The 26,494-nt window shown below is 64.6% G+C and carries 30 protein-coding genes and 1 other RNA gene; 9 read left to right on the forward strand and 22 right to left on the reverse strand.

Going from position 1 to position 26,494, the window contains the following annotated elements:
* Positions 1–4: 4 nt before the first annotated feature.
* From KRZ98_RS10690 to mscL, 13 genes are all read right to left on the reverse strand, one after another.
* A complete protein-coding gene (locus KRZ98_RS10690; RefSeq protein WP_217673698.1) occupies positions 5–1,537 on the reverse strand; it encodes a methyl-accepting chemotaxis protein in 1,533 nt (510 codons plus the stop codon).
* The gene (locus KRZ98_RS10695) at positions 1,537–1,818 is read right to left on the reverse strand and encodes a hypothetical protein (RefSeq protein WP_217673526.1); all 282 of its coding nucleotides are present in this window, start codon (positions 1,816–1,818) and stop codon (positions 1,537–1,539) included. Before KRZ98_RS10695 ends, KRZ98_RS10690 begins: the two co-directional genes overlap by 1 nt.
* Before the next feature lie 65 nt (positions 1,819–1,883).
* On the reverse strand, positions 1,884–2,222 hold the full coding sequence (locus KRZ98_RS10700) for a (2Fe-2S) ferredoxin domain-containing protein (protein WP_217673527.1): 339 nt from the start codon (positions 2,220–2,222) through the stop codon (positions 1,884–1,886).
* Positions 2,195–2,743, reverse strand: coding sequence for a J domain-containing protein (locus tag KRZ98_RS10705; RefSeq protein WP_119747805.1), 549 nt, complete (start codon positions 2,741–2,743; stop codon positions 2,195–2,197). The genes KRZ98_RS10700 and KRZ98_RS10705 overlap by 28 nt, the downstream gene beginning before the upstream one ends.
* Before the next feature lie 179 nt (positions 2,744–2,922).
* Positions 2,923–3,313: RNase P RNA component class A (gene rnpB, locus KRZ98_RS10710), an RNA gene on the reverse strand.
* A 41-nt stretch (positions 3,314–3,354) separates the two neighbouring features.
* Entirely contained in the window at positions 3,355–4,053 is a 699-nt protein-coding gene (locus KRZ98_RS10715) for an N-acetylmuramoyl-L-alanine amidase (protein ID WP_217673699.1), read from the reverse strand.
* 99 nt (positions 4,054–4,152) lie between these two features.
* Positions 4,153–5,031, reverse strand: coding sequence for a protein-glutamate O-methyltransferase CheR (locus KRZ98_RS10720; RefSeq protein WP_217673528.1), 879 nt, complete (start codon positions 5,029–5,031; stop codon positions 4,153–4,155).
* Positions 5,031–6,113, reverse strand: a complete 1,083-nt coding sequence (locus KRZ98_RS10725; RefSeq protein ID WP_217673700.1) for a chemotaxis protein CheB — start codon at positions 6,111–6,113, stop codon at positions 5,031–5,033. The genes KRZ98_RS10720 and KRZ98_RS10725 overlap by 1 nt, the downstream gene beginning before the upstream one ends.
* A gap of 72 nt (positions 6,114–6,185) precedes the next feature.
* The gene (locus KRZ98_RS10730) at positions 6,186–6,551 is read right to left on the reverse strand and encodes a response regulator (RefSeq protein ID WP_006958812.1); all 366 of its coding nucleotides are present in this window, start codon (positions 6,549–6,551) and stop codon (positions 6,186–6,188) included.
* Positions 6,552–6,666: 115 nt separating this feature from the next.
* Positions 6,667–7,104 (reverse strand): chemotaxis protein CheW, encoded by a 438-nt coding sequence (locus KRZ98_RS10735; RefSeq protein ID WP_217673529.1) that lies wholly within the window; start codon positions 7,102–7,104, stop codon positions 6,667–6,669.
* A gap of 4 nt (positions 7,105–7,108) precedes the next feature.
* On the reverse strand, positions 7,109–9,511 hold the full coding sequence (locus tag KRZ98_RS10740) for a chemotaxis protein CheA (RefSeq protein ID WP_217673530.1): 2,403 nt from the start codon (positions 9,509–9,511) through the stop codon (positions 7,109–7,111).
* A gap of 130 nt (positions 9,512–9,641) precedes the next feature.
* Entirely contained in the window at positions 9,642–9,911 is a 270-nt protein-coding gene (locus KRZ98_RS10745) for a hypothetical protein (RefSeq protein ID WP_217673531.1), read from the reverse strand.
* A gap of 144 nt (positions 9,912–10,055) precedes the next feature.
* Entirely contained in the window at positions 10,056–10,493 is a 438-nt protein-coding gene (mscL, locus tag KRZ98_RS10750; protein WP_217673532.1) for a large conductance mechanosensitive channel protein MscL, read from the reverse strand.
* 101 nt (positions 10,494–10,594) lie between these two features.
* Here mscL and KRZ98_RS10755 point away from each other — a divergent pair, with 101 nt between their 5' ends.
* From KRZ98_RS10755 to KRZ98_RS10770, 4 genes are read left to right on the forward strand one after another with little or no spacing between them, the layout of a single operon-like run.
* Entirely contained in the window at positions 10,595–11,197 is a 603-nt protein-coding gene (locus KRZ98_RS10755; RefSeq protein ID WP_119747792.1) for a LemA family protein, read from the forward strand.
* 4 nt (positions 11,198–11,201) lie between these two features.
* Positions 11,202–11,990: a TPM domain-containing protein gene (locus KRZ98_RS10760; RefSeq protein WP_217673533.1), complete on the forward strand. Its 789-nt coding sequence runs from the start codon at positions 11,202–11,204 to the stop codon at positions 11,988–11,990.
* Entirely contained in the window at positions 11,990–12,667 is a 678-nt protein-coding gene (locus KRZ98_RS10765) for a TPM domain-containing protein (RefSeq protein ID WP_217673534.1), read from the forward strand. The genes KRZ98_RS10760 and KRZ98_RS10765 overlap by 1 nt, the downstream gene beginning before the upstream one ends.
* Positions 12,664–13,194, forward strand: a complete 531-nt coding sequence (locus KRZ98_RS10770) for an NUDIX hydrolase (protein ID WP_217673535.1) — start codon at positions 12,664–12,666, stop codon at positions 13,192–13,194. Before KRZ98_RS10765 ends, KRZ98_RS10770 begins: the two co-directional genes overlap by 4 nt.
* Before the next feature lie 4 nt (positions 13,195–13,198).
* Here the strand turns inward: KRZ98_RS10770 and KRZ98_RS10775 are convergent, their stop codons facing one another.
* Positions 13,199–13,657 (reverse strand): DUF6456 domain-containing protein, encoded by a 459-nt coding sequence (locus tag KRZ98_RS10775; protein WP_217673536.1) that lies wholly within the window; start codon positions 13,655–13,657, stop codon positions 13,199–13,201.
* Between the two features lie 103 nt (positions 13,658–13,760).
* On the opposite strand from KRZ98_RS10775, the gene KRZ98_RS10780 reads away from it, so the two are divergent.
* Positions 13,761–14,324, forward strand: coding sequence for a helix-turn-helix domain-containing protein (locus KRZ98_RS10780; RefSeq protein ID WP_217673537.1), 564 nt, complete (start codon positions 13,761–13,763; stop codon positions 14,322–14,324).
* Between the two features lie 58 nt (positions 14,325–14,382).
* Positions 14,383–15,558, forward strand: a complete 1,176-nt coding sequence (locus tag KRZ98_RS10785) for a glycosyltransferase (RefSeq protein WP_217673538.1) — start codon at positions 14,383–14,385, stop codon at positions 15,556–15,558.
* Between the two features lie 104 nt (positions 15,559–15,662).
* Here KRZ98_RS10785 and KRZ98_RS10790 read toward each other — a convergent pair whose 3' ends face one another.
* Positions 15,663–17,279 (reverse strand): molybdopterin-dependent oxidoreductase, encoded by a 1,617-nt coding sequence (locus KRZ98_RS10790; protein WP_217673539.1) that lies wholly within the window; start codon positions 17,277–17,279, stop codon positions 15,663–15,665.
* Between the two features lie 107 nt (positions 17,280–17,386).
* Between KRZ98_RS10790 and modA the strand changes: the two genes are divergently transcribed.
* On the forward strand, positions 17,387–18,154 hold the full coding sequence (gene modA / locus KRZ98_RS10795; RefSeq protein ID WP_217673540.1) for a molybdate ABC transporter substrate-binding protein: 768 nt from the start codon (positions 17,387–17,389) through the stop codon (positions 18,152–18,154).
* Positions 18,155–18,156: 2 nt separating this feature from the next.
* On the opposite strand, the gene KRZ98_RS10800 is transcribed toward modA, so the two are convergent.
* The 7 genes from KRZ98_RS10800 to thiS form a co-directional block, all read right to left on the reverse strand.
* Positions 18,157–19,437, reverse strand: coding sequence for a capsule biosynthesis protein (locus tag KRZ98_RS10800; protein WP_217673541.1), 1,281 nt, complete (start codon positions 19,435–19,437; stop codon positions 18,157–18,159).
* Positions 19,430–20,956, reverse strand: coding sequence for a beta-3-deoxy-D-manno-oct-2-ulosonic acid transferase (locus tag KRZ98_RS10805; protein WP_217673542.1), 1,527 nt, complete (start codon positions 20,954–20,956; stop codon positions 19,430–19,432). The genes KRZ98_RS10800 and KRZ98_RS10805 overlap by 8 nt, the downstream gene beginning before the upstream one ends.
* Positions 20,957–20,993: 37 nt before the next feature.
* Positions 20,994–22,289 carry a glycosyltransferase family 1 protein gene (locus KRZ98_RS10810; protein ID WP_217673543.1) on the reverse strand — a complete coding sequence of 432 codons (1,296 nt, stop codon included), beginning with the start codon at positions 22,287–22,289 and terminating at the stop codon, positions 20,994–20,996.
* 54 nt (positions 22,290–22,343) lie between these two features.
* A complete protein-coding gene (locus tag KRZ98_RS10815) occupies positions 22,344–22,784 on the reverse strand; it encodes an HIT family protein (protein WP_217673544.1) in 441 nt (146 codons plus the stop codon).
* Between the two features lie 7 nt (positions 22,785–22,791).
* Positions 22,792–23,451, reverse strand: coding sequence for a CoA transferase subunit B (locus KRZ98_RS10820; protein WP_302849099.1), 660 nt, complete (start codon positions 23,449–23,451; stop codon positions 22,792–22,794).
* A complete protein-coding gene (locus tag KRZ98_RS10825; protein WP_217673545.1) occupies positions 23,451–24,161 on the reverse strand; it encodes a CoA transferase subunit A in 711 nt (236 codons plus the stop codon). Before KRZ98_RS10825 ends, KRZ98_RS10820 begins: the two co-directional genes overlap by 1 nt.
* A gap of 177 nt (positions 24,162–24,338) precedes the next feature.
* Complete coding sequence (thiS, locus tag KRZ98_RS10830) at positions 24,339–25,340, reverse strand: sulfur carrier protein ThiS (protein ID WP_217673546.1); 1,002 nt, start codon at positions 25,338–25,340, stop codon at positions 24,339–24,341.
* 123 nt (positions 25,341–25,463) lie between these two features.
* Here thiS and aroQ point away from each other — a divergent pair, with 123 nt between their 5' ends.
* Together aroQ and accB are read left to right on the forward strand one after the other, a co-directional pair.
* Positions 25,464–25,904: a type II 3-dehydroquinate dehydratase gene (gene aroQ / locus KRZ98_RS10835; protein WP_217673547.1), complete on the forward strand. Its 441-nt coding sequence runs from the start codon at positions 25,464–25,466 to the stop codon at positions 25,902–25,904.
* A gap of 107 nt (positions 25,905–26,011) precedes the next feature.
* Positions 26,012–26,488: an acetyl-CoA carboxylase biotin carboxyl carrier protein gene (gene accB / locus KRZ98_RS10840; RefSeq protein ID WP_217673548.1), complete on the forward strand. Its 477-nt coding sequence runs from the start codon at positions 26,012–26,014 to the stop codon at positions 26,486–26,488.
* Positions 26,489–26,494: the final 6 nt, after the last annotated feature.

A 26,494-nucleotide genomic window follows, 5' to 3' on the forward strand; every position in this document is an offset into this window, starting at 1 on the left:
CCGATCAGGCAGCTTCCAGCTGCGCCACGAACATGTCGGTCGCCCGCTGCAACTCCTGCGCCGTGCGCGACAGGCCGGTCGCTGCGCTCGACACCCGACCAGACAGGCTTTCGGTGTCACGGGCGACGTCAGCCACCCCCTCCATCTGCCGCGTCATGATCGTGGCGTCGCGCGCCGTATCGCGGGCAGCCTGCTCGATCGCGCTCGTCGCGTCGCGCTGATCGGCGACGGCGCGCTGGATCGCATCGGCGGCCTCTGCCAGCTGTTCGACCGCGCCCGCCACATTCGAAAGGGCGCCCTGCGCTATCCCTGCGCCCTCGCGGGCGGACCAGGCCAGCGATTCGATTTCGCCGGTTGCGCTGGCCGTCTGGCTGGCCAATTGCTTGACCTCGCCTGCCACGACGGCAAAGCCGCGGCCGACCTCGCCCGCACGGGCCGCCTCGATCGTGGCATTAAGCGCCAGCAGGTTGGTCCGTGCGGCAATGCCAGTGATGGAGCCTGCAAAGCTGGTGATCGACGCCGTCCGTTCCTCCAGATCACGCACAGCCTCATGCCCGGCGGTCGACACGCGCTGCGCCTCTCCGCCCAGCACCGCCTGCTGCTGCGCGGCGGACGCAATGGCGGTAATCGACGCAGACAATGTCTCGATCCGTCGCGCGAGCAGTGCGGCACTGGCGGACGACTGTTCGGCGGCCGCTGCCGTTTCATGCGTGCCGGTGCTGGCGTCTCGCGCCAGACCGTTCAGCAATCGCGCCGATTCTTCCAGATCATGGGTCGCGGCACCGACCGCCTCGACAATGCCGAACACGGACCTGCGGAAATCCTGCACCAATGCCAGAGTCGCCGCGCGCCGATCGGTCGCCATGCGCGCCTTGTCCTGTTCCTGTGCGTGGCGCAGCGCCGCTTCGCGCAAATCCGCGTCCCGGCTGGCGGCCATCGCTGCCTCCGCCGAATTGCGCCCGCTTTCCGCCGCGTCCGCCAGCTGCGCAGATTGCGCGATCTGGCCATCCAGTGCCAGCAGCAAGGCGCGCAACCGGATGGTGAGATAGCACAGCACGGCAGTCAGCAGCAGCACCGCAACCGCATGGATCGCGACCCGCTCCAGATCGCCGCTGCCCGGAAAAACCCAGGCTGGCAGCAGGCTGTTGAGCAGGAGATGGTGCGCCGCCGTCAGCACCGCCCCCAGCACGATCGGGCGCCAGTCATAGAGCAGCACCAGCCCGGCCAGCGCCACGAAGAAGAACATATGTCCGTCCATCTGCCAGACATGGCCCGACAGCAGATAGAGGCCGATGGCCGGCTGCACCGCCGCCAGCGTCCCCATCGCCAGCCGCGTCTCGACATCGCGCCGATTACGCAGGACCATGATCGTCGGCAGGGCATTGACCAGCACAGACAGCGCCATCGCCTGCCCGCCGCGCTCTACCCCCAACAGCAGGGACATCGAACCCAGCGCGATCGTCCACAGCCAGCTGGCAAAAAGCAGGACACGCAACCCCTGTAGGCGCAAGCGCCCAAGGCTCGATTCGGCCTGCATCACGCGGCGCCTCCGCAACCGGTGCGGTTCGTCGCGACCGCGATCACGCCATGACCCAGCATCGGCAGCGCCAGCCGATCACGCCGTCCCTCAATCAGCAGCGATCCTGCCCATGGTCCCGCCGCAACCAGTCGCGCGCCATGGGCGATGGCGGCAGGCGCCAGCACCGTGCGGGCCTGCGCGGTCAACGGCACCAGCAGCATCCGCCCGCTGACGGGCGGCGACAGGGTCAGCACAATCAGGCCAAGCAGGATCAGGCTGCATTGACCTACTATCGGCATAACGCGTTGCACAGAAAGGAAATATCTCATTCCAACCGATTAGGCTGGAATTGGTAAGGATTGCTTTAACGATGATCGGTCGGCGCAAGCCCCAGCGTCCGAGCCAACTCGTCCAGATCAGCGCCCGGTTGCACCAGCAGCCATTCCCGACTGGCCGCGCCGTTCACCACCGTCACCGCGCCCTTGGGACAGACGCCCAGGCAACTGACCTCGACAATACCCGCCGCCGCCTTGCGCCCCTTTTTCAGCGACAAATGCCGCTTCAGCGCCTTGGCCAGCCGCGTGTCGCCATCGGGACCAAAGCCGCCGTCCAGCTTCTTTTCGCATTTGCGGCAGACCAGCACGGTATTTTGCCAGTTGGATCGAACCAGCGACTTCAATCCACTGCCCCACGCGGCTTCCACGTCCGCCGCTCCTCGGCGGCGCGCAGCACTTCATAGGCGGCCTGGATCGTCTGGAAACGGGCGGCGGCCTGCGCGTCGCCCGGCTTGACGTCGGGATGATATTCCTTGGCCAGCGTGCGCCAGCTTTTCTTCACCGCCTCGAAATCGGCATCATCCTCCAGGTCCAGTGCTTTCAGCGCATGAAGTTCGTCACGCGACCGACTGCCATCGCCCGGCCCGCCCCAGCTATGATAGGCGCTGCCCTGATAACCGCCCGCATCGCGCCGCTCATCCCGCTCGCGCTGTTCGCGTTCTTCCTGGTCCAGTCCCTGAAAATAGTCCCAGTTACGGTTATATTCGCCCGCATGATCGGGGCAGAAATACCAGCGTTCCGGGCTGTTGGGGGATTTGGGCGCGGGGCAGTCGCCCGGCTTGTCGCAGCCAAAGCGGTCGCACATCCGCACGCGCTGCGCCTCACGCGATGCACCATAGGCACGCCAGCGGGGAAAGCCCCAGTCATTCGATCGGCTATTTCGTGCCATAAGTCCGAATTAGGGAAGGTGCGGGTGGAAAGCCACCCCATCGCGCCATATTTTGAAAATGCGCGAAAGAGCGCATTTTGAAGCCCGCACCGGCCCGCTCCCCCACCCGGCCACCCACAGAATATCCTGAATGGGCGGCCGGGTGGGGGAGCGGGCCGGTGCGGAAAATATCTCAAATAGATGCCAGAGGGCCTGTAAGCCGGGTTCTGTCCACCCCGCTTTCGCAGGGATAGGCGACCATTCCTCTAGGGAACGGATTGCTCCGTTCCTCAAGCAACCAACCCGGACGGTCTCGGTCGAAACAGACCTAGCAGCATGAAGCTGCGCGCCGCCCCTATTCGGTCTTGCTCCCGGTGGGGTTTACCATGCCGCCTTGCGTTGCCGCAGACGCGGTGCGCTCTTACCGCACCCTTTCAATGTCACTGGGCCGAAACCTTAGCGACCTGCTTTCTGTTGCACTGTCCCTTGGATCACTCCAGCCGGTCGTTAACCGGCACCGTCATTTCGTGGAGCCCGGACTTTCCTCGCCGTGGAAGTTACCCGCCACGCCGCGGCCGCCCGGCCCTCTGGCGGAACGGTCCCTAGCCAGCTTCTGGCCTTCCGTCACGCCCTTATTCATCGCCCATTGGCTTGGGCAGCAGCAAAGCCAGCAGTATGGCGCGACATTCGCCGCAAATCACCCCGTCGATCAGTTCGGGGCGAAAGCGCCGCTGGAACGCCACGACGGCCGCCTGCGGATCGGCAATATCATAGCCGAACCGTTCGAGCGCCAGCATGAAGCCGCCGTCGGTCCAGTGCGGGTCCATCAGATTCTTGGTCGGGCGCGGCAAGGCCAGCCGCAACCGCGCCAGCTGTCCCCAGGGGAACAATTCACCCGGATCCTGCTTGCGCGCGGGCGCGATGTCGCTGTGGCCGACGATATTGCCGCGCGTGATGCGATGCCGCTGGACGATGTCATGCACCAGCGGGATCAGCGCGCTCATCTGGGTTTGCGGAAAGGGCCGATAGCCCCATTCATGCCCCGGATTGACAATCTCAATGCCGATGCTGGCGCTGTTGATGTCATCCACCCCGCGCCAGTGGGATCGCCCCGCGTGCCAGGCGCGCTTGGCTTCATCGACCATGCGGATGATCTGGCCATCCTCGGTCACGACATAATGGGCTGAGACTTTGGATTCCGGGTTGGCCAGCCAATTGATCGCACTCGCCGCGTCCGGCATCCCGGTATAATGCAACACCAGCATCGAGACCGGCAGGCTGCGCTCGTCGAAATTGGGCGACGGCGTTTCGATCATCGGCAGCTCGTTCATCATGCCCTTTCGGCCCGGCCGTGCAGTCGCGCAGCCTGGACATGACAATGGCGCAGGCAGGCGCGGCAATCAAGCATGGTTAAGCGCCGGGTCGGCGACTCATCCGGCGCGCCGCACCCGTCCGATCGCGCCTTCGGGCAATGCGGCCTGCCGCGCATAGCCGCCGCGAAATTCGGGATGGGCGGTAAAATCATCACCCTGCCCGATCACCGTTTCCCCGGCGCCCAGCAACAATATCGACCCGGCATGGCTGTGCCGGGCGAGCAGGGACAGCACCGCCTGCCGCCGTTCCGGACTGAAATAGAGCAGGACGTTGCGGCACAGCAGCAGGTCATAGGCACCGGTCGGTGCCTTGGCATCGAACAGATTGTCGTGGCGGAAATCGATCATGCGCCGCAATTCGGGACTGGCGCGCCAGTCCTCGCCCGACGGCTCGAACCATTTGAGCAGGTCGCCGACCGCCAGCCCGCGCTGCACATCCATTTGCGAAAATATGCCCGATCGCGCCTGGTCGATCGCCGCGGTCGAAATGTCGGTCGCCAATATCTCGATCCGCCATCCGCTCCAGCGCGCGGCGTCATTGCGCAGACGGATCGCGAGCGAATAGGCTTCCTGTCCGGTCGAACAGCCCGCGCTCCAGATGCGCAGCGTCCGGTCGGTCTTTTCAGCGTGGATAGCAGGCAATATCTGCCGGTGGATCATGTCGAAAATCTGGAGGTCGCGAAAGAAGCTGCTTTCATTGTTGAGCAGCGCATCGACGACTTCCTGCTCCAGCCGCGCGTCCCCCTTGCGCAGCAGCTTGGCGGCCAGTTCGTCCATGTCGGTCAGGCCATGATCGCGCAGCACGGGTCGCAGCGCGGTTTCCATCCGCCACGCCCGGCCTTCCGACAGGACTTGCCCGGTGCGCGCTTCCAGCAGCCCGGACAGCACGCGCGCCGCGCCCTGTAATGTCGATGCAGGCGAAGGGGGCATGACCATCAAACAAGCACCTTTCCGCGCCGGAACACGAAGTCCATAATAGCTAGCGGTTCCATCACCGCGCAGGTCAGGCCTGCCCCCGCGACCGATCCGGGCATCCCCCACACCACGCTGCTGGCTTCATCCTGCGCGACGATCCAGCCGCCCGCTGCGACAATGTCCCGCGCACCGACCGTGCCATCGCGGCCCATACCGGTCAGGACGATACCCACAGCGCCCGCGCCATAGACGTCCGCCATGCTGGCAAACATCGGATCGACACCGGGCAGGTTGCCGGCAGGCGTACGCTCCGGGTTCAGCGTTATCGTCACCCGGCCATGCAGGCCACGGCGCAGTTGCAGATTGGCGTCGCCGGGGGCGACATAGACGGTGTCGGCCATCAACAGATCGCCAGTCTCGGCGACCTTGACCCGCAGGCTGGTCATGCGCGCCAGTTGCTGCGCGAAATAGACGGTGAAGCTGGCGGGCAGATGCTGGGTCAGCAGCACCGGCACGCCCAGCGGCGCGGCCAGCCCTTCAAACAACTGGCTCAGCGCATGGATGCCGCCCGTTGACGCACCGATACCAAGGCAGGCAAGCGGCTGCGCGGCAGGCTGGACGACAGGGGGCGCGAGCGGGCGCTGCGGCGGCGATGGGGCGGGACGATCGGTGAACAGGCGGTTCAAACGCTCGATCAGCGTCTGGGGAAAATGCTCGCCAAAACTGCCGCTGCCCGGCTTCGACAATATGTCGCTGGCGCCCAGCGCCAGTGCCTCGATGGCTGCCGCGCTGCCCTCCTCGCACTTGCCGGACAGGATCGCGACCTTGACGTCGGGGTTTGCGTGCAGGATGGCAGGCAACGCCGCCAGCCCGCTCTGCCCCGGCAATTCGATGTCGAGCAGCACCAGATCAACATCATGCCCCGCCAGATAGCCCAGCGCTTGTTCGGCACTGTTCGTCTTGTGGACCACGGCATAGGCCGGGTCGGCATTGAGGATACGTTCGATAACGGTGCGGACGACAACCGAATCGTCAACGACCAGCGTGCGAACCGACTTGGGTTCGCTCCTGTGACTGGTCATGATCGGCGCGATGAAGGTCATCACGGGACTTTCTGCACGAAGGACGAAGAAAAGGTCGAAATTCTCCCAAGGATGAGGACTGCGTCCCGCCCGCTAGATAACCCCGACGATGACCAGCTTGCTTTCCAGCGTTTCCCGATCAAACGGCTTCATCACATATTCGTCGGCCCCGGCCTCGACCGCCGCCTTGATATGGCCAATGCCATTTTCAGTGGTGCAGAAGATGATCTTGGGCCGTGCCGTCATCTTCGCGCTCGACAGCGCCTGAAGAAACTCCATCCCGCTCATCACCGGCATGTTCCAGTCGAGCAGGACGACATCTGGCGCGGATGCTTCGCACTGGGTCAGCGCGTCCTGACCGTCCACCGCTTCGCTGACCGTCAGGTCCAGCGATTCAAGGATATGGCGCGCCACCTTGCGGATGACCTTTGAGTCGTCAACGACCAGGCAATTCTTCATGAGGCGTCCCTTTGGTTTATCGTCCCGGCTGACGGTTTAACCGGCAAAGCCAATCAATTGGTAAACAGGAGAAGGATGATTTTTCGGTTGGTCGCAAATTTGGCCTGCCAGCCTTTTACGCCGCCTGCGCCAGCGCGCCGCCCTCGATGAAGGCAGCGAGCGAGACCAGCAGCCAGGGATGCCCATCATGCTCCACGATCGCGCGGGCATAGGGTGCCCAGGCCGGGCCGATCTGGCCGCGCAGGGGCAGTTCGCCTTCGGGCACACGGCAAATGTCGGTGACGCCATCGACCATCAGGCCATAGCTGTGGCCGCTAATGTCGGCGATGATGGCCAGCCCCCGCTCCACCCGCGGACTGGCGACGCCATGGATCAGCGCAGCGACGTCGATGATGGTCAGTACCCGGCTGCGCAAAGCGGAAAGCCCGGCAACATGCGCGCCCATGCCCGGCACGGGCGACACGTCGGTCAGGCGGACGACGGCCTCGACCTCGCCCGTCTCGACCGCGATGCGCGTACCTGCCAGCGTGGCGAAAAGATAGAGTCTGTCCATGGCCTTACCCCACTCCTCCGGCCATCTGGCCTCCGGCGATCGCCGCCATCAGCGCGTCCTGATCATAACGATAGATGCTGCTGTCCTGCGGTCCCGCCGCGCGCGGCGAGGCGCGCAGATGGACGATGCGGCATCCGATCATCCCGGCCATGACGCCCGCTGTCTGCGCGGCGTCATGGCCGGTCAACAGCAGCACGTCACGCGGATCGACCGCTGCATCATCGGGCAGACCCATCACCACCTCTTGCCCCGCCTGCCGCAGCAGCGGCGCCAATATGTCGCGGGTCCAGCCATCGTCGCTGTCGGCCAGCAGGCAGCGCCCCCGCGCCCGTTCGACAATGCCGCCATCGGGCAGGCTGGCAAACAGCGCAAAGGGATTGATCACTTCCAGATGCTCGCCGTCGATCACCGCGACGCCGCTGACATGGCCATGCATCGCCACCATGTCCGGCACCATCGGCATCTGGACGATGTCCAGCACCGCCGCGACCGGATAGCAGGCTTCCACCGAACCATCGCGCAGGCGCAGCGCGGAAATCTTGTCACGCCCGAAATCGGTCAGGCCATTGGCCACCGGCACCAGCCGTCCGTCGAGCCGGACGAAGGCGTTGCCGCCCGACCGGCCGAACAGCGACGCATCAATATCCTCGACCCGCTCGATCAGCGAAAGTTGCAACAGGCGGCGTTCGCCCGAACATTCCTCGAACCGCAGCGCCGCGACCATCTCGACCCCGCTTTGCGCATCGGCCTCCTGCTCCGATTGCCGCGCGGCGCGGTCGTCGATCATCGTCGGCAGCCTGGCCGCGCTGGCGATGCCCGCCGCATCGAGCAGCAGCATCGGCTTGCCATTGTCGGGCAGGGTCATGCCTGCATAGACGCCTGACGCCATCACCAGCGGCGAAGCGGGACGGATCACCAGTTCTTCATGATTGTCGACCGCCGACACCCCCATGGCAAAGGGTACGCCGGTCGCCGAACGCACCACCATGATGGCCCGCGGCCCGGTTTCGACCGGCTTGTCCATGCCCAGCACATCTTCCAGGTCGATCATCGAATGGCGCAGGCCACGGATCGTCGCGATCTTCGCCCCGCCAACTTCGCTGATCTGGAGCGTGTCATTATTGTCGTGCAGAATCTCGACCACCGCCGCGCGCGGGATCGCAAAGTGCAGGCCACCCGCGCGGATGATCAGGCCGGGAATGATGGTCAGCGTCAGCGGCACCCGCAAAGTGATGCACAGGCCGCGCCCCGGATGATTGTCCAGCGCGATCAGCCCGCCGATCCGCTCCACATTGGCGCGCACCACGTCCATGCCGACGCCGCGTCCGGAAATCGCCGTCACCTGATTGGCGGTGGACAGACCGGCCTGGAAAATCAGCTCCAGCCTGTCCGCCTCGCTCATGCGGGCGGCGGCTTCCGGGGTCAGGCGGCCAGCGGCAATCGCCTTTTCGACCAGCCGCGCCGTGTCGATGCCTGCGCCATCGTCGGTGACGACGATAACGATCTGGTTGCCCGACTGGCGAGCTTCCAGACGCAACTGGCCCGTCTCCGGCTTGCCCGCCGCCCGGCGCTTTTCCGGGGTTTCGATGCCATGGTCGATGCTGTTGCGCACGATATGGGTGAGCGGGTCGACGACCATCTCTACCATCTCGCGGTCCATCTCGACGTCACCGCCTTCCAGGGTCAGGTCGATCCGCTTGCCCAGATCCCGGCCCAGATCGCGCACCATGCGCGGGATCGCGGCAAACAGTCGTTCGACCCGCTGCATCCGTGTCTTGCTGATCACGTCGCGCATGTCCGCGACGCAGGTCGACAACCGCTCGAACACTGTGTCCAGCTCAGTGTCGACCGAGCGTTCGCGCAGCTTGCGCGACAATTCGTTGCGGGCCAGCACCATGTCCGACACGCCGTTCATCAACTGGTCGATCAGGCTGAGCGGCAGGCGAATGGTGCGGGGACCAGATTGGCTGCCCTGCCGCGCTACCGCGACGGGGGCCGCGGCATCGCCATGCTCTACCTCCACTGTCAGCGATGGGTCGGATGGGGTGGTCAGCGCGGCGATCAGAAATTCGTCATTCTCATTGGGCAAAGCTGCGCCCATTGCCACCGCCTCGGCCAGTTCGCCGATCCGGTCCATCAGGCCCAGCACCGCGCTGACCGTCGATGGATCAGCGACGCGCTTGCCCGCGCGAATGTCGGACAGCACATCCTCGGCTGCATGGCTCAGCCGCTCGAACCGTGGCAGGTTCAGGAAGCCGCAGCTGCCCTTCACCGTATGGAAAAAGCGGAAGATCGCATCGAGCCGGTCCCGGTCCGACGGGTCGGCTTCCCAGGCGACGACTTCGCCTGCCAGCGCCTCCAGCGTTTCCTGGGTCTCGGAAATGAATTCTTGTAACAGTTCGTCCATGCCCATGGTCCCACGGATGCGCGCAAACGGCACCATGGCGGGACGTGGTTAAGAGCGGGTTAAAGCGCAAACAAAAGGGGCACCGCGATCCACTCGCGCCGCCCCTTTCATATCGATTGGCGAAAAGTGCTTACTGCTGCTTTTCGACCGCGTCCTCGGCCTTGTCGCCTGCTTCACGCGTGGCTTCAGCCTTGTTTTCCAGCGTGTCGGCGGCGTTTTCAGCCGCATTTTCGGCGCTGCCGGTCAGATTATCTGCCATGGCTTCCATATTGTCAGCCTGATTGTCGATCGCATCCGCCTTGTTTTCGTACGCATTCTCGACCTGATTTTCCTTGGCCGAATCGCACGCGGCGAGGGCGACAAGGCTGGCAAGGCCAAGGATTTTGACGAAAGTTTTCACGGCGTTTTCTCCTGTTGCGCCCCCTGGGGCAGACTGCATTGTTCAACGGGCGGAAACGGCCTCAGCCGCTCCCTACCCTGACCGCGATCAACCGGTCGCGCCGCCGATGGTTCCCGCCAACCGCTCCGTTCGTCGCATAGCGCCTTATTTTTGCAGTGAATCGCGAATTTCGCGCAGCAGGATGATGTCCTCCGGCGTCGCGGCGGGCGCAGCAACCTCCGGCTCCGGCTTGACCGTCAGCCGGTTGACCGCCTTGACCAGCAGGAAAATGATGAACGCCAATATGACGAAATTGACCATGACCGTCAGAAACTGGCCCCAACCGAACATGGCGACGCCTGCGGCCTTCAGGTCGGCATAGCTTTGCGGATTGCCCTTATAGTCGGCGGGCAGGTCGCCCAGCCGGATAAAATAGCCCGAAAAATCCGCCCCGCCGAAAATATAGCCCACCACCGGCATGATTAGATCATCGGTCAGCGACTTTGTGATGGTGGCGAACGCCCCGCCGATGATGACGCCGACCGCCAGGTCGATCACATTGCCACGATTGATGAAGGTCTTGAATTCGCTGATCAGTCCCATGTCCGCCGCTCTCCCTTACAAAGATAATCACTGGATGGCCCGTTGCGCGAAACAGGGCAACCGCCTATTTCAGGGCGCAGATAATAGCTTGAGGATCTTCCATGACGCTCCTGCGCCGCTTTGCCCCTTTCCTGCTGCCGCTGCTGGGGGTTTTCGCCCTGTCCGCCTGCGGCATCAACAGCGTCCCCACGGCCGAGGAAGAGGCCAAGGCCAAATGGGCCGACGTCCAGGCACAATATCAGCGCCGCTCCAATCTGGTCGGCAACCTTGTCGCCACGGTGAAGGCGGCTGGCAAGCAGGAGCAGGACACGCTGGTCCGCGTCACCGAAGCCCGCGCCAAGGCAACGTCGGTGCAGGTCAATGCCGAAGATCTGTCCGACCCGGCCAAGGTCGCCCAGTTCCAGGCCGCGCAAGCGCAGCTGAGCCAGGGGCTTGGCCGCCTGCTCGCCTCGGTAGAGGCCTATCCAGACCTCAAGACCAACGCCAACTTCCTCAACCTGCAATCGCAGCTGGAAGGCACGGAAAACCGCATCGCCGTCGCCATCCGCGACTATAATGAAGCCGTGCGCGCCTATAACACCCGCATCCGCACCTTCCCCGACGCGATCGGCGCCAAGATCATCCACGGCGCCAAGCCCATGACCCCGTTCCAGGCGACGACGCCCGGCGCGGAAGAAGCGCCGAAGGTCGATTTCGGCAATTGATAGCGTGATCCGCCGCCTGCTGATCCTCCTCGCGCTGCTGGCCTTTGCGCCGGCAGCGCAGGCCCAGTCTTTCCCCAAGCTGACCGGCCGGGTAGTGGACGATGCCGCCCTGCTGTCCCCGGCGCAGGAACAGGCGCTGACCGACAAGCTGGCTGCACTGGAAACGCAGAGCGGTCGGCAGCTGGTGGTCGCGACCATCCCCGATCTTCAGGGCTATGACATAGCCGATTATGGCTATCGGCTGGGGCGCGAATGGGGGATTGGCGACAAGGCGAAGAATGACGGCGCACTGCTGATCGTCGCGCCCAATGAGCGCAAGATACGGATCGAGGTCGGCTATGGCATGGAAGGCCTGCTGACCGATGCCCAGTCGTCCCAGATCATCCGCGACGCCATCGCCCCGCGCTTCAAGGCGGGCGACATGCCCGGCGGGATCGATGCTGGCGTGGGAGAGATCGGCGCGATCATGACCCTGCCGCCCGAGGAGGCCAAGGCGCGCGCCGCGGCGGCGCAGGCAGCGGCGCGCAAGGGATCGGGCGGCCATGTCAGTGGCATGGCGATGATCTGGGTCATCATCATGATCGTTGCCTTCATCGCGCTGGCATCGCGCCGGCGCGGCACGGGCAAACGCTATCGCAGCGGTTCTGGCATGCCGATCATCCTGTGGGGACCGGGCGATTCCGACTGGGGCGGTGGCGGCGGCTGGGGTGGCGGCGGCTTTGGCGGCGGCGGTGGTGGATTTTCGGGTGGCGGCGGCAGCTTCGGCGGCGGCGGCGCGTCGGGGGACTGGTGATGCAGCTTCATCTTTCAGCAGCCGACCATGCCCTTGTGTCTGCCGCCGTGGCGGAGGCGGAGGCGCAGACATCGGGCGAGATTGTCACGATCGTAACGCGCCGGTCGGACGCCTATCATGATGTCGGGCTGCACTGGGCGATCGCCGCAGTGTTCATCACCCTGTCCGTGGCAGCGGCCTTTCCAGAGCATCTGCGCCATGTCCTGTCCGCCCTGCTGCGCGACTGGGAGCATGAGCTGGCCGACTGGAAATTGCTGACCGGGCTGCTCGGCCTGCTGATCCTGAAATTCCTGGTCGTGCGCTATCTGCTCGCCATCCCGGCGCTGCGGATGTGGATGACCCCGCGCGCGACACGGGCGCGGCGGGTGCGGCGGCGCGCGATCCTGCTGTTTCGCACCGCTGCCGAAGCGCGCACCCATGGCCGCACCGGCGTGCTGATCTACATCTCGCTCGACGAGCATCGCGCCGAAATCGTCGCCGACGCCGCGATCAATGGCAAGGTCGCACCCGAAGAATGGGGCGCGGCAATGGCGGCGCTGATCGATGCGATCCGCGACGGTCGCGCGGGCGAAGGGCTGGCGCAGGCCGTGCGGCAGGTCGGGCTGGTACTGGCCACCCATTTCCCCCGCGCCGATGACGACATCAACGAACTTCCCGACAGGCTGATCGAATTATGAGCGACCCGGATGCGTCTGCCCCCGAAGAAGTGATGTGGGCGGGACGCTTCATCACCGCGAAACGGCGCGGCAAGTGGGAATATGTCGGCCGCGCGCGGGGCATCAGGGCGGCCGTCATTCTGGCAATCGATGACGGGCATGTGCTGCTGGTCGACCAATATCGCGTGCCGCTGGGCAAACGCTGTATCGAATTGCCGGCAGGGCTGGTCGGCGATCATGACGCGGACGAGGACGCCACCATCGCCGCCAGCCGCGAGCTGGAGGAAGAAACCGGCTATCGCGCCGCCCGCCTCGAATCGCTGGGTGAATTTTTCAGCTCGCCCGGTATGGTCGCGGAAAGCTTCACCCTGTTCCGCGCCCATGATCTGCAAAAAACCGGCGACGGCGGCGGCGTGGATGGCGAGGATATCCACGTCCACCGCGTGCCGCTTGCCGGGCTGGGACGCCAGGTCACCGCCTGGCGCGAAGAAGGCTATGCCATCGACGTCAAGCTGCTCTTGCTGCTGGGTGCAGGCATAATCAGCTGACGGGTCACGCGACCCGATACCAGCCCGCCACCCGATCGAGCGCCAGTGTCAGCACCAGCTTGCCCGCGCGGCTCGGCCAGCCCAGCGCCCGCTCCGCCGCGACCAGCCCTTCGCCCGCGCACACCACGCGCCACAATATATCCGCCAGCCCCGGCCCCGCCGCGCGGATCGCCCCGTCGAAGCGTTCGCGCGCCGACAATTGCAGCAGCGTTGGATCCGGCTGCCGCCCCGGCATGGCCCGCCCACTCGCGCGCGGCGCCGCATCCCAACGCATCGTGACCCGCGCGCCCAGCCCCGCTTTCTCCCAGTCGGTGCGCAGCCGGTCGCCCGCGACATAATGTCGCTCGCTTAAGTGCCCGCGCGCATGGAGCCAGGCGAGCGGCGATTCGCCGATATTCACCAGCACCGTTTGATGGAGGCCATGGGGGTCCTCGATCCTCTGTTCGATATGGGTGGCGGTCATGCTGCCTTCTCCTTTTGACGATGGGGAATCGGGAAATCAGCCTTGCCATGGCGGATAGTTTGTAGGAAAGAGAAAACCAAATAGGTTATTCAGCGAGGCAGATATGATCACCCGCATCCGCGAAGTCCGCAAGGTAAAGGGGCTGACGCTGGAACAGGTCGGCGCGCTGTGCGATCCGCCGACGACCGCCCAGACGATCGGCCGTCTGGAAACCGGCACCCGCACCGTGTCGATCAAATGGCTCAACCGCATCGCGCTGGCGCTCGGCGTCACCAGCGCCGAACTGGTCGCCATGCCGGGGCAGAGCGAGGTGCCGGTCGCCGCGCTGCTGGGGCCGGACGGCGCGCGCGCACCGACCCGGCCACTCGCCTTCCCCTCCCCCGTTGCTGCCGATGGCATGGTCGGCGTCCATGTGAGCGCCAGCATCGGCGACTATCGCAGCGGCGACGCCATCTGGTGCCGTCGCATCGCGCCGGAGGATTTCGCCAGCGCGCTCAACCGCGACATTCTCTTGCCCCGCCCGGCGGGCCGATTCCTGTTTGGGAGACTGATCGGGCGGGAAGGCGACCGTTTGCAGCTGCTGCCACTGGGTTCCGGCGCGCGCCAGCTGGTGCTGACCGACCCGCCATGGGCCGCAGTCGCGGAACAGCTCGTCCGACGGCTCTAGCAAAAAGGTTGGTGGCATCTTAACCCAATAGCAAAGGCTCCTGCGCGAAAGAGAGATCATGACGCTCAACGTCCTCATGCTATCGACCCTCTTTCCCGATATCAGCCGTCCGACCTTCGGCGTGTTCGTGGAACGGCAGGCGCGCGAACTGGCGAGCCGCCCGGAAGCCAACGTGACCGTCATCGCCCCGGTCGGCCTGCCGCCATGGCCGCTTTCGCTCGCCCCGCGCTACGCCCCGCTGCACGCGCTGCCGCGCCGCGAGAAATGGCGGGAGCTGACCGTCTATCGCCCCACCTTCCCGATCATCCCCAAATTTGGCGGACGGACCAATGTGTGGACCATGACCCGCGCCATCCTGCCGCTTATCAAGCGGCTGCACGCGGAAAAGCCGTTCGACGTGATCGACGCCAGCTTCTTCTTCCCCGACGGCCCGGTGGCGCAGCGCCTGTCGCGCGCGCTCGGCATCCCCTATTCGGCCAAGGCGCGCGGCGCGGACATCCACCATTGGGGCAGCCAGCGCGGCACCCGCAAACTGGTGCGGAGGGCTGGCGACGGCGCAACGGGCCTGCTCGCCGTATCGGACGCCATGCGCCGCTCCATGGTCCGCATGGGCATGGATCAGGACAAAATTCGGGTCCATTATACCGGGGTCGATCTCGACACGTTCGAAATTGCCGACCGGGCGGAGGCCAAGGCCGCGCTCGATTTTAACGGGCCGGTCGTGCTGTGCGTGGGTGCCTTGATCCCGCGCAAAGGACAGGATTTGCTCGTCCGCGCCTTGCCTTTGCTTCCCGACGTCACGTTGTTGCTGGCCGGACAGGGGCAATATCGGCGAACGCTTGAAAATCTGGCGCAGGAGCTGGGTGTCGACCGGCGGCTCGGCTTTCTCGGCTCCGTTCCGCACCATAAGTTGCCACGCATCTTCGCCGCTGCCGATGTGATGGCGCTGCCGTCGGCCTCCGAAGGGCTGGCCAATGCCTGGGTCGAGGCGCTGGCTTGCGGCACCCCGATCGTCATCAGCGATGTCGGCGGCGCACGCGAATTGCTCGACCGGCCGGAAGCGGGGCAGATTGTCGATCGTGATCCCGAAGCCATCGCCACCGCCATCCGTGCGATATTGGACAATCCGCCCGACCGCGAAGCCGTGCGCGCCACCGCGCTGCGCTTCACCTGGGCGGCCAATGGCGACGCCCTGCTCGCCCATCTTCAGGACATCGCAGCAACGCCCCGCTGACAGGCTGTCCTACATCGGCCCAACGCGATAAGATCGCATGTCGGCATTCCGATAGGATCAGAATTGCGTAACAAAATGTCGCATTTGCCGGGAAAAGTGCGAAGTTAAGCGAATCTCGCCCGTCCGTCCGGCGTCGGGAAATGCCCGCCATCGAACGGCACCTCGCCCCAGCGCCACGGCGTCAACTCGTCATAGGCCGGGTTGGAAATCGGCGCGTGCCGCCGCAGGTTGAGCAACCGCTCGCCCTCATTGCCGTAGGCGGTCAGCCGCGCATGTTCGCGATAAATGTCGGCGGGCCGCTCATAATGGAAGGCGTCGCTCCACCCCATCGCCTGCGCCACTTTGGTCAGCATCCACCAGTCCGGTCGCGCCTCTCCGGCCAAGGGGAACAGCCGCCGCTGACGACTGATCAGCCGGTCCATGCCCGTCAGCGTCCCGTCCTTTTCGACCCAGGCGGCAGAGGGCAGCAGGACCGACCAGCCATCGCCCTGCTCCGCCAGCATGTCGGTCGACCGGATCGCCAGCGGGGCGAGCTTCCTCGCCTCGCCCAACCACGCCTCCGCCGCCGGGTCCGCGCCGATGCTCCACAACGCCCTGACCCGCCCGTTGCGCATCGCCTGCAGCAGCGCTTCCCCCTCCACCCCCGGCCCGTCCGCCAGCAGTCGCGCACCCCAGAAGCGGGCGATGCTGGCGCGAGCATCGGGCGTGAAATCGCGATGTGCGGCCAGACTGTCCACCACGCAGCCGGTTTCGCGCGCACCCATGCCATTGGCCGCGCCAGCCATGGCAAAGGGCGTCGCGCCGGGTCGCCCTATCCGTCCGCTGGCGAGATGAAGGTTGATGACCGCAGCGGCCAGATCGGAAGATTGGCTGCCACCGAACAGCGTGACGACCCGCTCGGTCGCCGCCCATTCCTCGTAAAAGGCCCGGATCGCCGCCGGCGTCAGCCCTGTCGAGCGGGCGATCGACCAGATATCATGCCCCGGTCGCAACCCGTCCCAGAAGCCGTCCGGCACAACGACGCTCCGCGCCAGAAAATCCCGGTCATGCTGTCCCTTGTCATGACCATGCAACAGCGCCCCCGCCAACAACCGCACGGCACTGCCGGGCTTCACGTTCAAACGCAGGTCCGCCTCGATCGCCGCCCCCTCGCCTGCCAGCAGGACCAGCCGCACACCCGCCTGCCGCGCAGCCTGCACCCTTTCCAGCAAAACCGGATGCACCATGATGCCGTCGCCCACCAGCAGGATCGTCGCCGCGCGATCAATATCCTCGTAAGCGGCTGGCATCACATCCTCGCCGAACGCCCTGCGTTGCGCCGCGCTGCTTCCGTCGCGCCAAGGCGTATGGATATGGGCCGACCCGAGAAAGCCCTTCATCAGCTTGTTGGCGACATAATAATCTTCGGTCAGCAGGCTCCCGCCGACATGCAGCGCCAAGCTGCCAGGACCATGGCGGGTCAAGATGGCCGTCAGCCGCCGCGCAACCTGCGCAATCGCCCGCTCCCAGCCAACCTGTCGCCCATCGACCAAAGGCTGGAGCAGCCGCCCTTCCAGCGTCATCGCGGCATCGCCCAGCGCCTGCCCCCGATCGCACAGCATTCCGCCATTCGCCGGGTGCAGCCGGTCGCCGTCTATGATGACGCGGCGGTCGGTGTCGGTGATCGCGCGGATACCGCAGCCGACGCCACACTGGCCGCACTGGCTTCTGACGATCGCCATGTCAGCGCGGGTTCCTGATCATGCGATCTCCTCTAGCCGATTGATCCGCGCGACAAAAGCATGGTGCGACGCTTGCATCGCCAACAGGGCGAAGGCAGACAGACGGCATGATCCAACGCTTCCTCTGCGCCATCACGCTGTTCCTGCTTCTGGCCCCGACTGCTCAGGCCGCCCCGGATGATCGTGGCCCGCTGGTGCTGGCGGCAGCGAGTATGCAGGAGGCGATGACCGCCGCCGCCGATGCATGGACCAGGCAAGGCCATGCCCGCCCCGTCCTGTCCTTCGCCGGTTCCTCCGCGCTGGCGCGGCAGATCCGGGCGGGTGCGCCCGCCGATCTCTTCCTGTCGGCGGACGAGGACTGGATGCGCGATGTCGAGCAGTCCGGGTTTGTCGTGCGCGGCACCCGCACCAATATGGTCGGCAACCGGCTGGTGCTGGTGACGCCGAAGGCCAGGCCGGTGCGCCTGCGGATCGGTCGCGCCATGCCGATCGCGCGGGCGCTGGGCAACGGGCGGCTGGCCATGGCAGACCCCGACAGCGTGCCGGCGGGCAAATATGGCAAGGCGGCGCTCACTAGCCTTGGCGTATGGCCCAGCGTCGCTGGCAGGATCGCGCGCGGCGACAATGTCCGCGCGGCGCTCGCGCTGGTCGAACGGGGTGAGGTGCCGCTGGGGATCGTCTATGCCACCGACGCGCGGGTCGCCAGCGGCGTTGCGATCGTCGGCGCTTTCCCGGCGCGCAGCCATCCGCCGATCCGCTACCCGATCGCGCGCCTGACCGGTAGCCGCCACAAGGAAGCAGAAGCATTTCGCCGCTTCCTGCTTTCGTCAGCCGGCAAAGCGATCTTCACCCGCTACGGCTTTACTGCCCCCTGAAATCAGGACGCCGTATTTGACGCGATGAAATCGCTGACCTTGGGCGTGACCAGTTTCAGATGGCCGCGGGTTGACCGCCTCACCGGCGCCAGCCGATCCGCCGCATTATCGACCAGCATCTGCAAGCCTTCGTCACTCAACAGACCACCGCGAATCAGGCAGCGATCGGCCAATACCTGCCGGAAGGCCGAATAGAGCGCCATATCGGGTGGGGAGGGATCAGTCCAAAAAGCGTCCAGCCCCTTCACACTGACCATGCCGGGCACCTTGTACACCGCATGACCAAGGACCACGACCGGCTTGCCGCTATTAAGCGCCAGCGTGCCGACCGTGCTGTTGACCGTGACCACGCCCACCGCCTTTTCAACGACCTCGGCAATGTCCCAGTCTGACAGATAATGAACGCGATCCGCGACGCCATAATCGGTCGCCAGACGCCGGATCAGCCGATCCCAGGCGACCAGGCCGGAATCGAGCGGATGTTGCTTGATGACCAGCAACACGTCGGCAGGGGCGTGATGGGCAAAACTTTTGATGACGAAGCGCAACGCCGCACGCATGTCACCAAAGGGCGAGTGGATGCGCAGCTGATAATCGGAATTGAGCTGCAACGGCAGGGTGAAATAGCGCTTCCCTTCGACCTTCGCCCATGCTTGCGCTGACTGCTGCATATCGCGGCGGCGCATCAACAATTTCCGCCCCCAGGACAGCGATTCCATCAGGAAACTGTGTGGCCGGTGGGTACGGTAGAAAGGGAACAGTGGCCGCAACACCGCAGCGGCAAGGCCAGTGCGCATGGTGTTGCGGGCGCGGGTGCTGAAATTGGACGGGATCGTCGGTTGATTCTCGTCCAGCGGGGGCAGGCCGCGCGCCTGGTCGCGATACCATTGGGGGTCGAGCGGCAGCGTGGAATTGCCGTTCACGCCATCGGCCTGAAGCGTCAGAAAATCGGGGCGGATATACCCCTCCTCCACAACATGGACACGCAGGTCGCGCAAGCGCGCCATGCCATGCGCGCTGGCATGATAGGGACGGCAATCGCCGTACAGGATCAGGTCGGTGACGCCATGGGTCACGACGAAATCGTCGAAGAAGAGCGGCCAGTTGCGGAATGTGCCGCGATAGTCGGTCGCATCGCCGGGCCAGTCGACCTTGTCGCCGCCATTGATGTTGATTCGCAACGCAGCATGGCCCCGCGCCCGCAAAGCATTGGCCAGCATCGCGAAATAAGGACCATGCGGTCCTTGCAGGAACAGAAATGTCTTGGATGGGCGGTTAGCCATGTAGAAACTCAGCGGACAAGGTCATAAAACGTCGAAACTTCCCCTGTAGCGCCCGCAACGCGATGAGCCATGTCATCGGCGGCGTCGATCCATCCGCCATGCGATCCACCATGATTTCGGGACCGCACGGCAACCGCGTTACCGGATCTAGATAGCGAGGATAGAGAATGAGAGCGGCCGCGACAAGCTGATCCACGCTGAGTTGACGCCCGCGCCGCGCACTGGGCTTGGCCAGATCGCGCGTCAGCCCCCACCCGGCATAGAAGGGCATACCGTGTACCGTTACGGAACGGCCGCGCATCAGCGCTTCGAAACCGGTCAGGGAGGAGAGGACATGCAGCTCATCAATTGCCTGCACCAGCTCCATCAAAGGCGCGCCCGTGTCGATCGCATCCGCATGGCTGAGGACGACAGCGTCAGGTAAATGCCCCTTGCGATGCCCCGCCTGCACGTCGGGATGGGGCCGATAGATAATCCAGGCGTCCGGTTCGGTCCGGCGTACCCGCATCAGAAAATCAAGATTGCCATCGACCCCAGCTCCGCCCATCCGCACCGACAGGTCGTCATCCACCTGGCCGATCGCCAATACCGTGCGCCTGCCCGCTGGCAGGTCGATCATCCGCCCCGCTTCCGGCCCATATTTGGTTACGCCGGTCGCGCAGACACGTTCGCGCAGGCGGCGGGCGCGATCGACCAGCGCGGGCGGAAAGTCATGCGTCGCCAGCAGCGTTTCCAGGTCGTTGGCAGCGCGCGCATTATAATAGATGCCGGTCCGATCGACCACGACGGAGCCGGGCGGGTGCAGCCCCGCCCCCAGTCCGCGCGATCGCAAAAAACCATCCTCGACCCGCGCCAGCGCCACGCCCTGATCGGCGGCATCCTGCGGCAGGGTGACAGGAACGCGCGATGGCCAGACCGCCAGCGCGCCCTTGTCCCGCCGGGCGCGGCGCAGACCCCGCTCGGCGGACAGGAAGGGCGGCGAAGCAATGCCGTCCCACAAAAAATGACGGATCGCGTCGCGCTTCCAGAAGGCCATGCCGCTGGCCGCGACGATGCCGCGATTGCCATCAAGATGCCGTCGCCAGTCGGCAAGCTGAGCTACCGCCTGCATGGCATCCACCGGCTGGCCTGTGAAACAGTCGCGATAGCGAGCAGCAGAGATTCGCGCCTTGAGGGTAGCGCGCAGCTGATCAGGGTCGATGACCGCGCCATCGGGACCGATAACCGCAACGCCCAGCAGGCCAGCGATCAACGCCAGTTCGTCATCGGCCTGGGCCTGGATCGACTGCGCCTGCGCAACCAGCGCCCAGGGATCGCACTCGCCTCCATGGGATTGGCCCAACGCATCCGGCCCCGCGCCCCAGAATGTGCCACCAACCCGCGCCGCAACGATCGCGTCCAGCACCGCGTCGTCAACCGGCGCACCCACCTCGCCCGCGTCGCGCAACAGGCTGACAGCGGCGAGAGACGTGTCGATTCCGGGAAAGGGCGGGGACCGCAGGAAGGGCGTGGACATCATGGTGGCAGTCAGTTCATGGGCTTGGGCCGATGCAAGGTCAAGAAACAGAGCTTGTCACATCTTCCAGCAGATCGGTCACGATGTCGAAATAGTCGCGCCAGGTGGGCGCGCGCCAGACCGAGAGCCGGGCAAGTTGGGCCGCGCGATCAAGCGAATCCGGCTGGCTATAGTTGCAAATCGCCTTCATCCAGCCCAGCCCGTCGAGCGGATCGAGATAATCGGGCGCGTCTCCGCCCACTTCGCGATGGGCCATGATGTCGCTGCATATCACTGGCACCCCTGCGGCCAGCGCCTCGACCACCGGCATCCCGAAGCCTTCGGCAAAGGAGGGCATCAGCATGGCGCGCGCATTGGCGACCAGTGCCTGCATCCGCGTGTCGGACACTTCGCCCGCTTCGATCACATGGCCGCGCAACGCTTCGGCACGATCGAGCAGATCGACGACATTCTCATTTTCCCAGCCGCGCCTGCCGATCAGCACCAGCACCGGGGCTGCATCGCCCAATTGTTCGGCCAGCCGCCGCCAGATCGTGAGCAGCAGCAGGTGATTTTTGCGCGGTTCGATGGTCGAAATATAGACGAAATAGGGGCGATCAGGCAGCACCTCATCCCGACCGCCAAATATGTCGGGGGCATCCGCGCCGAAATGGGCGACGCGGACCGCACGCCCCGCCAGGCCGTTCGCCATGTGCGGTTCCAGCGCATCGATCGTCGCCTGGCTGTTGCCGATGATGCCGCTGGCGAAGCGGTCGATCGTTCGCACCCGCCGCCGATGTTCGTCCGCGCCCTGCGGCCGGGCATATTCGGGGTGGCTGAGCGGGATCACGTCATGCACCAGCGTCACGAATTTCGCGCCCTCGGCACGCAGAATTGCTCCGACCTGATCGGCATCGTCCAGATGGTGCGGCGACACTTGCAAATAGAGGCGCGGCCCTGTCGCGCGTGGCACCGGGCGGGGACGCAGCGCGAACATGTGCCGCACCGTCGCCGCGCGGCTCTCCCGCGCGTCGGCCACCCCGGCATTGCGCCATTTGGCCGCCGTGAACGCCAAAAACTGCCGCACCGCCGCACTATCGAGCCGGCCATAATAGCCGCCAGCCGGGTGGACAGCAGCAAAGGACAGCCGGTCGGGAATCCGCTCCAGCAATTCACGGGCATAGACATATTCGACCCGGTCGATGCCGGTCGGCGCGGGGTGGAAGGAACGCGACAGCAGGCGCGACAGGTCGAGAATGACCTCGCTCTCACCCCGTTTGCCCTGAAACAGCGGGCTGGCCCGCTTGGTGCGGAGCGCCAGCCGAGCGCCGGGCACATTGAAGGGGCGTAAGCCCATATCAGCGTCCGCCGGCAAAAAAGGGCGCGCGCGCCATAATAGGATGAGGGCGCATCAGAGGTGCGCGCGAATCTCTTGCGCCAGCGCTTTGAGCGCATCGGCGTCCGCGAACCCGCCCTGCCCGTGCGCGGCGAAGCCGGGCGCCTGCCCCACCCAGCGCGGCACGATATGGACGTGGAGGTGAAACACGGTCTGCCCTGCCGCCGCGCCGTTAAACTGGGCGATATGCAGGCCGTCGGGGTTGAGCGCGGCGCGGATGGCAGTCGCGACCTTGCGGGTCGTCGCCATCACCTGCGCCAGCGCATCCTCCTCTATCTCCAATATGTTGCGCGCCTTCGACCATTTGGAAATGACCAGCGCATGACCCTTGGACTGGGGCTGGATATCCAGGAAGCAGAGCGTATCGGCGTCCTCGTACAGGGTGACCGAAGGGATCTTTCCCGCAAGGATGAGGGCAAAGACATTGCCCTCATCATAGACACCGTCGAGGCTCATGACGCTATCAGACCAGATAATGAGCGGTGGTCTTGGCGGCGACTTCTTCCGCCGTGACGCCAGGCGCCATTTCGACCAGCGTGAACGGGCTGTCATGGTCGGGACGCTGGAACACGCACAGGTCGGTGATGATCATGTCGACCACATTCTTGCCGGTCAGCGGCAGGGTACAGGCCGGGATGAATTTGGGATCGCCGTTCTTGGACGTATGCTCCATCACGACGATGATCTTCTTCACGCCCGCGACCAGATCCATCGCGCCGCCCATGCCCTTGATCATCTTGCCGGGGATCATCCAGTTGGCGATGTCGCCATTTTCGGCAATCTCCATCGCGCCGAGGACGGTGAGGTCGATATGCCCGCCGCGGATCATCGCAAAACTGTCGGCCGAGCTGAAATAAGCGGTCTGCGGCAATTCGCTGATCGTCTGCTTGCCAGCGTTGATCAGGTCTGCGTCCTCTTCCCCCTCATAGGGAAAGGGTCCGATGCCGAGCATGCCATTTTCCGACTGAAGCGTCACTTCCACGCCAGCCGGAATGTGGTTCGCAACCAAAGTCGGAATGCCGATGCCCAGATTGACGTAGAAACCGTCTTTCAGTTCCTTGGCCGCACGCGCAGCCATTTCATCACGGGTCCAGCCCTTGGCGATGCCATCATGCGACGTCATTATGCGGCTTCCTTCTGACGAACGGTGCGGAACTCGATCTTCTTGTCATAGGGGGCGCCAATGATCATGCGCTTGACGTAAATGCCGGGCAGGTGGATCGCGTCCGGGTCCAGGCTGCCGGTCGGCACCACTTCCTCGACTTCGGCGACGCAGATTTTCGCAGCGGTCGCCATGGGCTGGTTGAAGTTGCGCGCGGTCTTGCGGAAGATCAGGTTGCCGCTCTCGTCGGCTTTCCAGCCCTTGATGACGGCCACGTCGGCGAAGATGCCGCGTTCGAGAATATAGTCCTGCCCGTCGAAATTCTTGACTTCCTTGCCCTCAGCCACAGCCGTGCCAACGCCGGTCTTGGTATAGAAGCCGGGAATGCCCGCCCCGCCAGCGCGGCAGCGTTCGGCCAGCGTGCCTTGAGGACAAAACTCGACTTCCAGCTCACCGGCCAAATATTGGCGTTCAAATTCCTTATTCTCGCCGACATAGGAGGAGATCATTTTCCTGACCTGCCGGGTGCGCAGCAGCTTGCCCAGCCCCTCGCCGTCGATACCGGCATTGTTGGACGCGATGGTCAGATCCTTGACGCCCGAATCGCGGATCGCATCGATCAGTCGTTCGGGAATGCCGCACAGGCCAAAGCCACCCGCGCACAAATGCATACCGTCAAAGAGGAGTCCCTCCAGCGCGGACGCTGCATCGGGGTAGAGCTTGTTCACCATCGCTTGTTCTCCTCCTCAACTTGCCCCAGCCCATAGGCGACAAGATAGGCAATGGTCAATTTGCTGCATCGGCGAAAAGCCACCCTCCGTTCGTTTCGAGCGAAGTCGAGAAACATGGACACTATGCTATCGGCTTCTCGACTTCGCTCGAAGCGAACGGGGGTAAGTTAAGCAGTATCAGATCAACCCTGCCAAGGGGCTGGACGGATCGGCATACAGGCGCTTGCCCATACGCCCCGCGCGATAGGCCATGCGGCCCGCCTCCACGCCCGCCTTCATCGCGGCAGCCATCAGCACCGGGTCTTTCGCTTCGGCGATCGCGGTGTTCATCAACACGCCGGTGCAGCCCAGTTCCATCGCCTGTGCCGCTTCGGACGCGGTGCCGACACCGGCATCGACCAGCACCGGCAATTTGGTGCCTTCCACGATCAGGCGGATGGTGACGCGGTTCTGAATGCCCAGCCCCGACCCGATCGGCGCGCCCAGCGGCATGATCGCCACCGCGCCGACATCCTCCAACCGCTTGGCAGCGATCGGATCATCGACGCAATAAACCATCGGCTTGAAGCCTTCCTTGGCCAATATCTCGGTCGCACGCAGCGTTTCGACCATGTCGGGATAGAGTGTCCGCGCCTCCCCCAGCACTTCCAGCTTCACCAATTCCCAACCGCCCGCCTCGCGCGCCAGCCGCAGCGTGCGGATCGCATCCTCGCCGGTGAAGCAACCCGCCGTATTGGGCAGATAGGTGATGACCTTGGGGTCGATATAGTCGGTCAGCATCGGTGCCTTGGGGTCCGACACATTGACGCGGCGCACCGCGACGGTGACGATCTCCGCCCCCGACGCCGCGACCGCCGCCGCATTCTGCTCGAAACTCTTATATTTGCCGGTGCCGACGATCAGGCGCGAGCGGAAAGTCTGATCCGCGACGGACCAGCTATCGTCGGCAAGCGATGCAACATCGCCACCACCGACAAAATGCACGATTTCCAGCTCGTCGCCATCCTCGACCATGACCTGCGCCAATGTCGATCGCGGCACGACCTCCAGATTGAGCTCCACCGCCACCTTTTCCGGCACGAAGCCCAGTTCGCTGGCCAATTGGGCCAGTGTCAGCCCGTCGCGCACGCGGCGATGTTCGCCATTGATGTGGATGGATATGGTGCCGTCGACGCTCACGATATGCGGTCCCGTTCATGCAAGATGGAAACGTGTCTCGACTTGGCGCGACACGAAAGGCTAAAGATCGTCGCCGCATATAGGGGCGCTTGTCCCCTGCTCGCAACAACCAAGGGGAACGCCGTGGCGGATACGCGCAAAATCTATGTGCTCAATGGCCCCAACCTCAACATGCTGGGAACGCGCGAGCCGGAAATATATGGCTATGACACGCTGGACGACATTGCCGAGCGAATGGAGGATGCGGCGACACGCGCCCATGTCGCGATCGATTTTCGCCAGTCCAACCATGAAGGCTATCTGATCGACTGGTTGCAGGAGGCCAATCAGGATGGTGCCCATGCCGTCATCCTGAACCCCGGCGGGCTGACCCATACGTCGGTCGCGCTGCACGACGCGATCAAGGGCATTAGCGTGCCGGTGATAGAGGTCCATCTGTCCAACCCCCACAAACGCGAGCCATTTCGTCACAAAAGCTATGTCGGCATGGCCGCCAAGGGGACGATCGCCGGCTTTGGGCCGATGTCCTATATGCTGGCGCTGGAAGCCGCGCTCGAACTCTAGCGGCCATTGCCCTGCTTCGGGCGAACGCTACAAAGTTGCGCTTTGGCGCAAATCGGCATAGGCGCTGGCCGCAATTATCACGTCTAGATGCGAAACAAGGGTCAACCATGAACGACAAGCAGGAAAAGGGCGCAATGCAGGTGGATGTCGCGCTGGTGCGCGAACTGGCCGCACTGCTCGACGATACCCACCTGACCGAGATCGAGGTCGAGGATGGCGATCGCAAGATCCGCGTCGCCCGCAAGGCTGGCGGCGGCGCGCCCGTCTATGCGCCATCCTACGCCCCTGCCCCCACCGCCCCGGCTGCTGTCCCAGTGGCCGCGCCCGCCGCCGAACCGGCAGCGCCTTCGGGCACGATGGTCCGTTCGCCGATCGTCGGCACCGCCTATCTGTCGGCCGAGCCGGGCGCAGCCCCCTTCGCCCGTATCGGCGCGCAGGTCGCCGCTGGCGAGACGGTCCTGATCATCGAGGCGATGAAGGTCATGAACGCGATTGCCGCGCCAACGTCCGGCACGGTCAAGGCGGTGCTGGTCGATAATGGCCAGCCGGTCGAGTTCGACCAGCCCCTGATCGTCATTGAATAAGGCCGC

Source organism: Sphingobium sp. AS12, from assembly GCF_019097845.1.
In the GTDB taxonomy this organism is placed as follows: Bacteria; Pseudomonadota; Alphaproteobacteria; order Sphingomonadales; family Sphingomonadaceae; genus Sphingobium.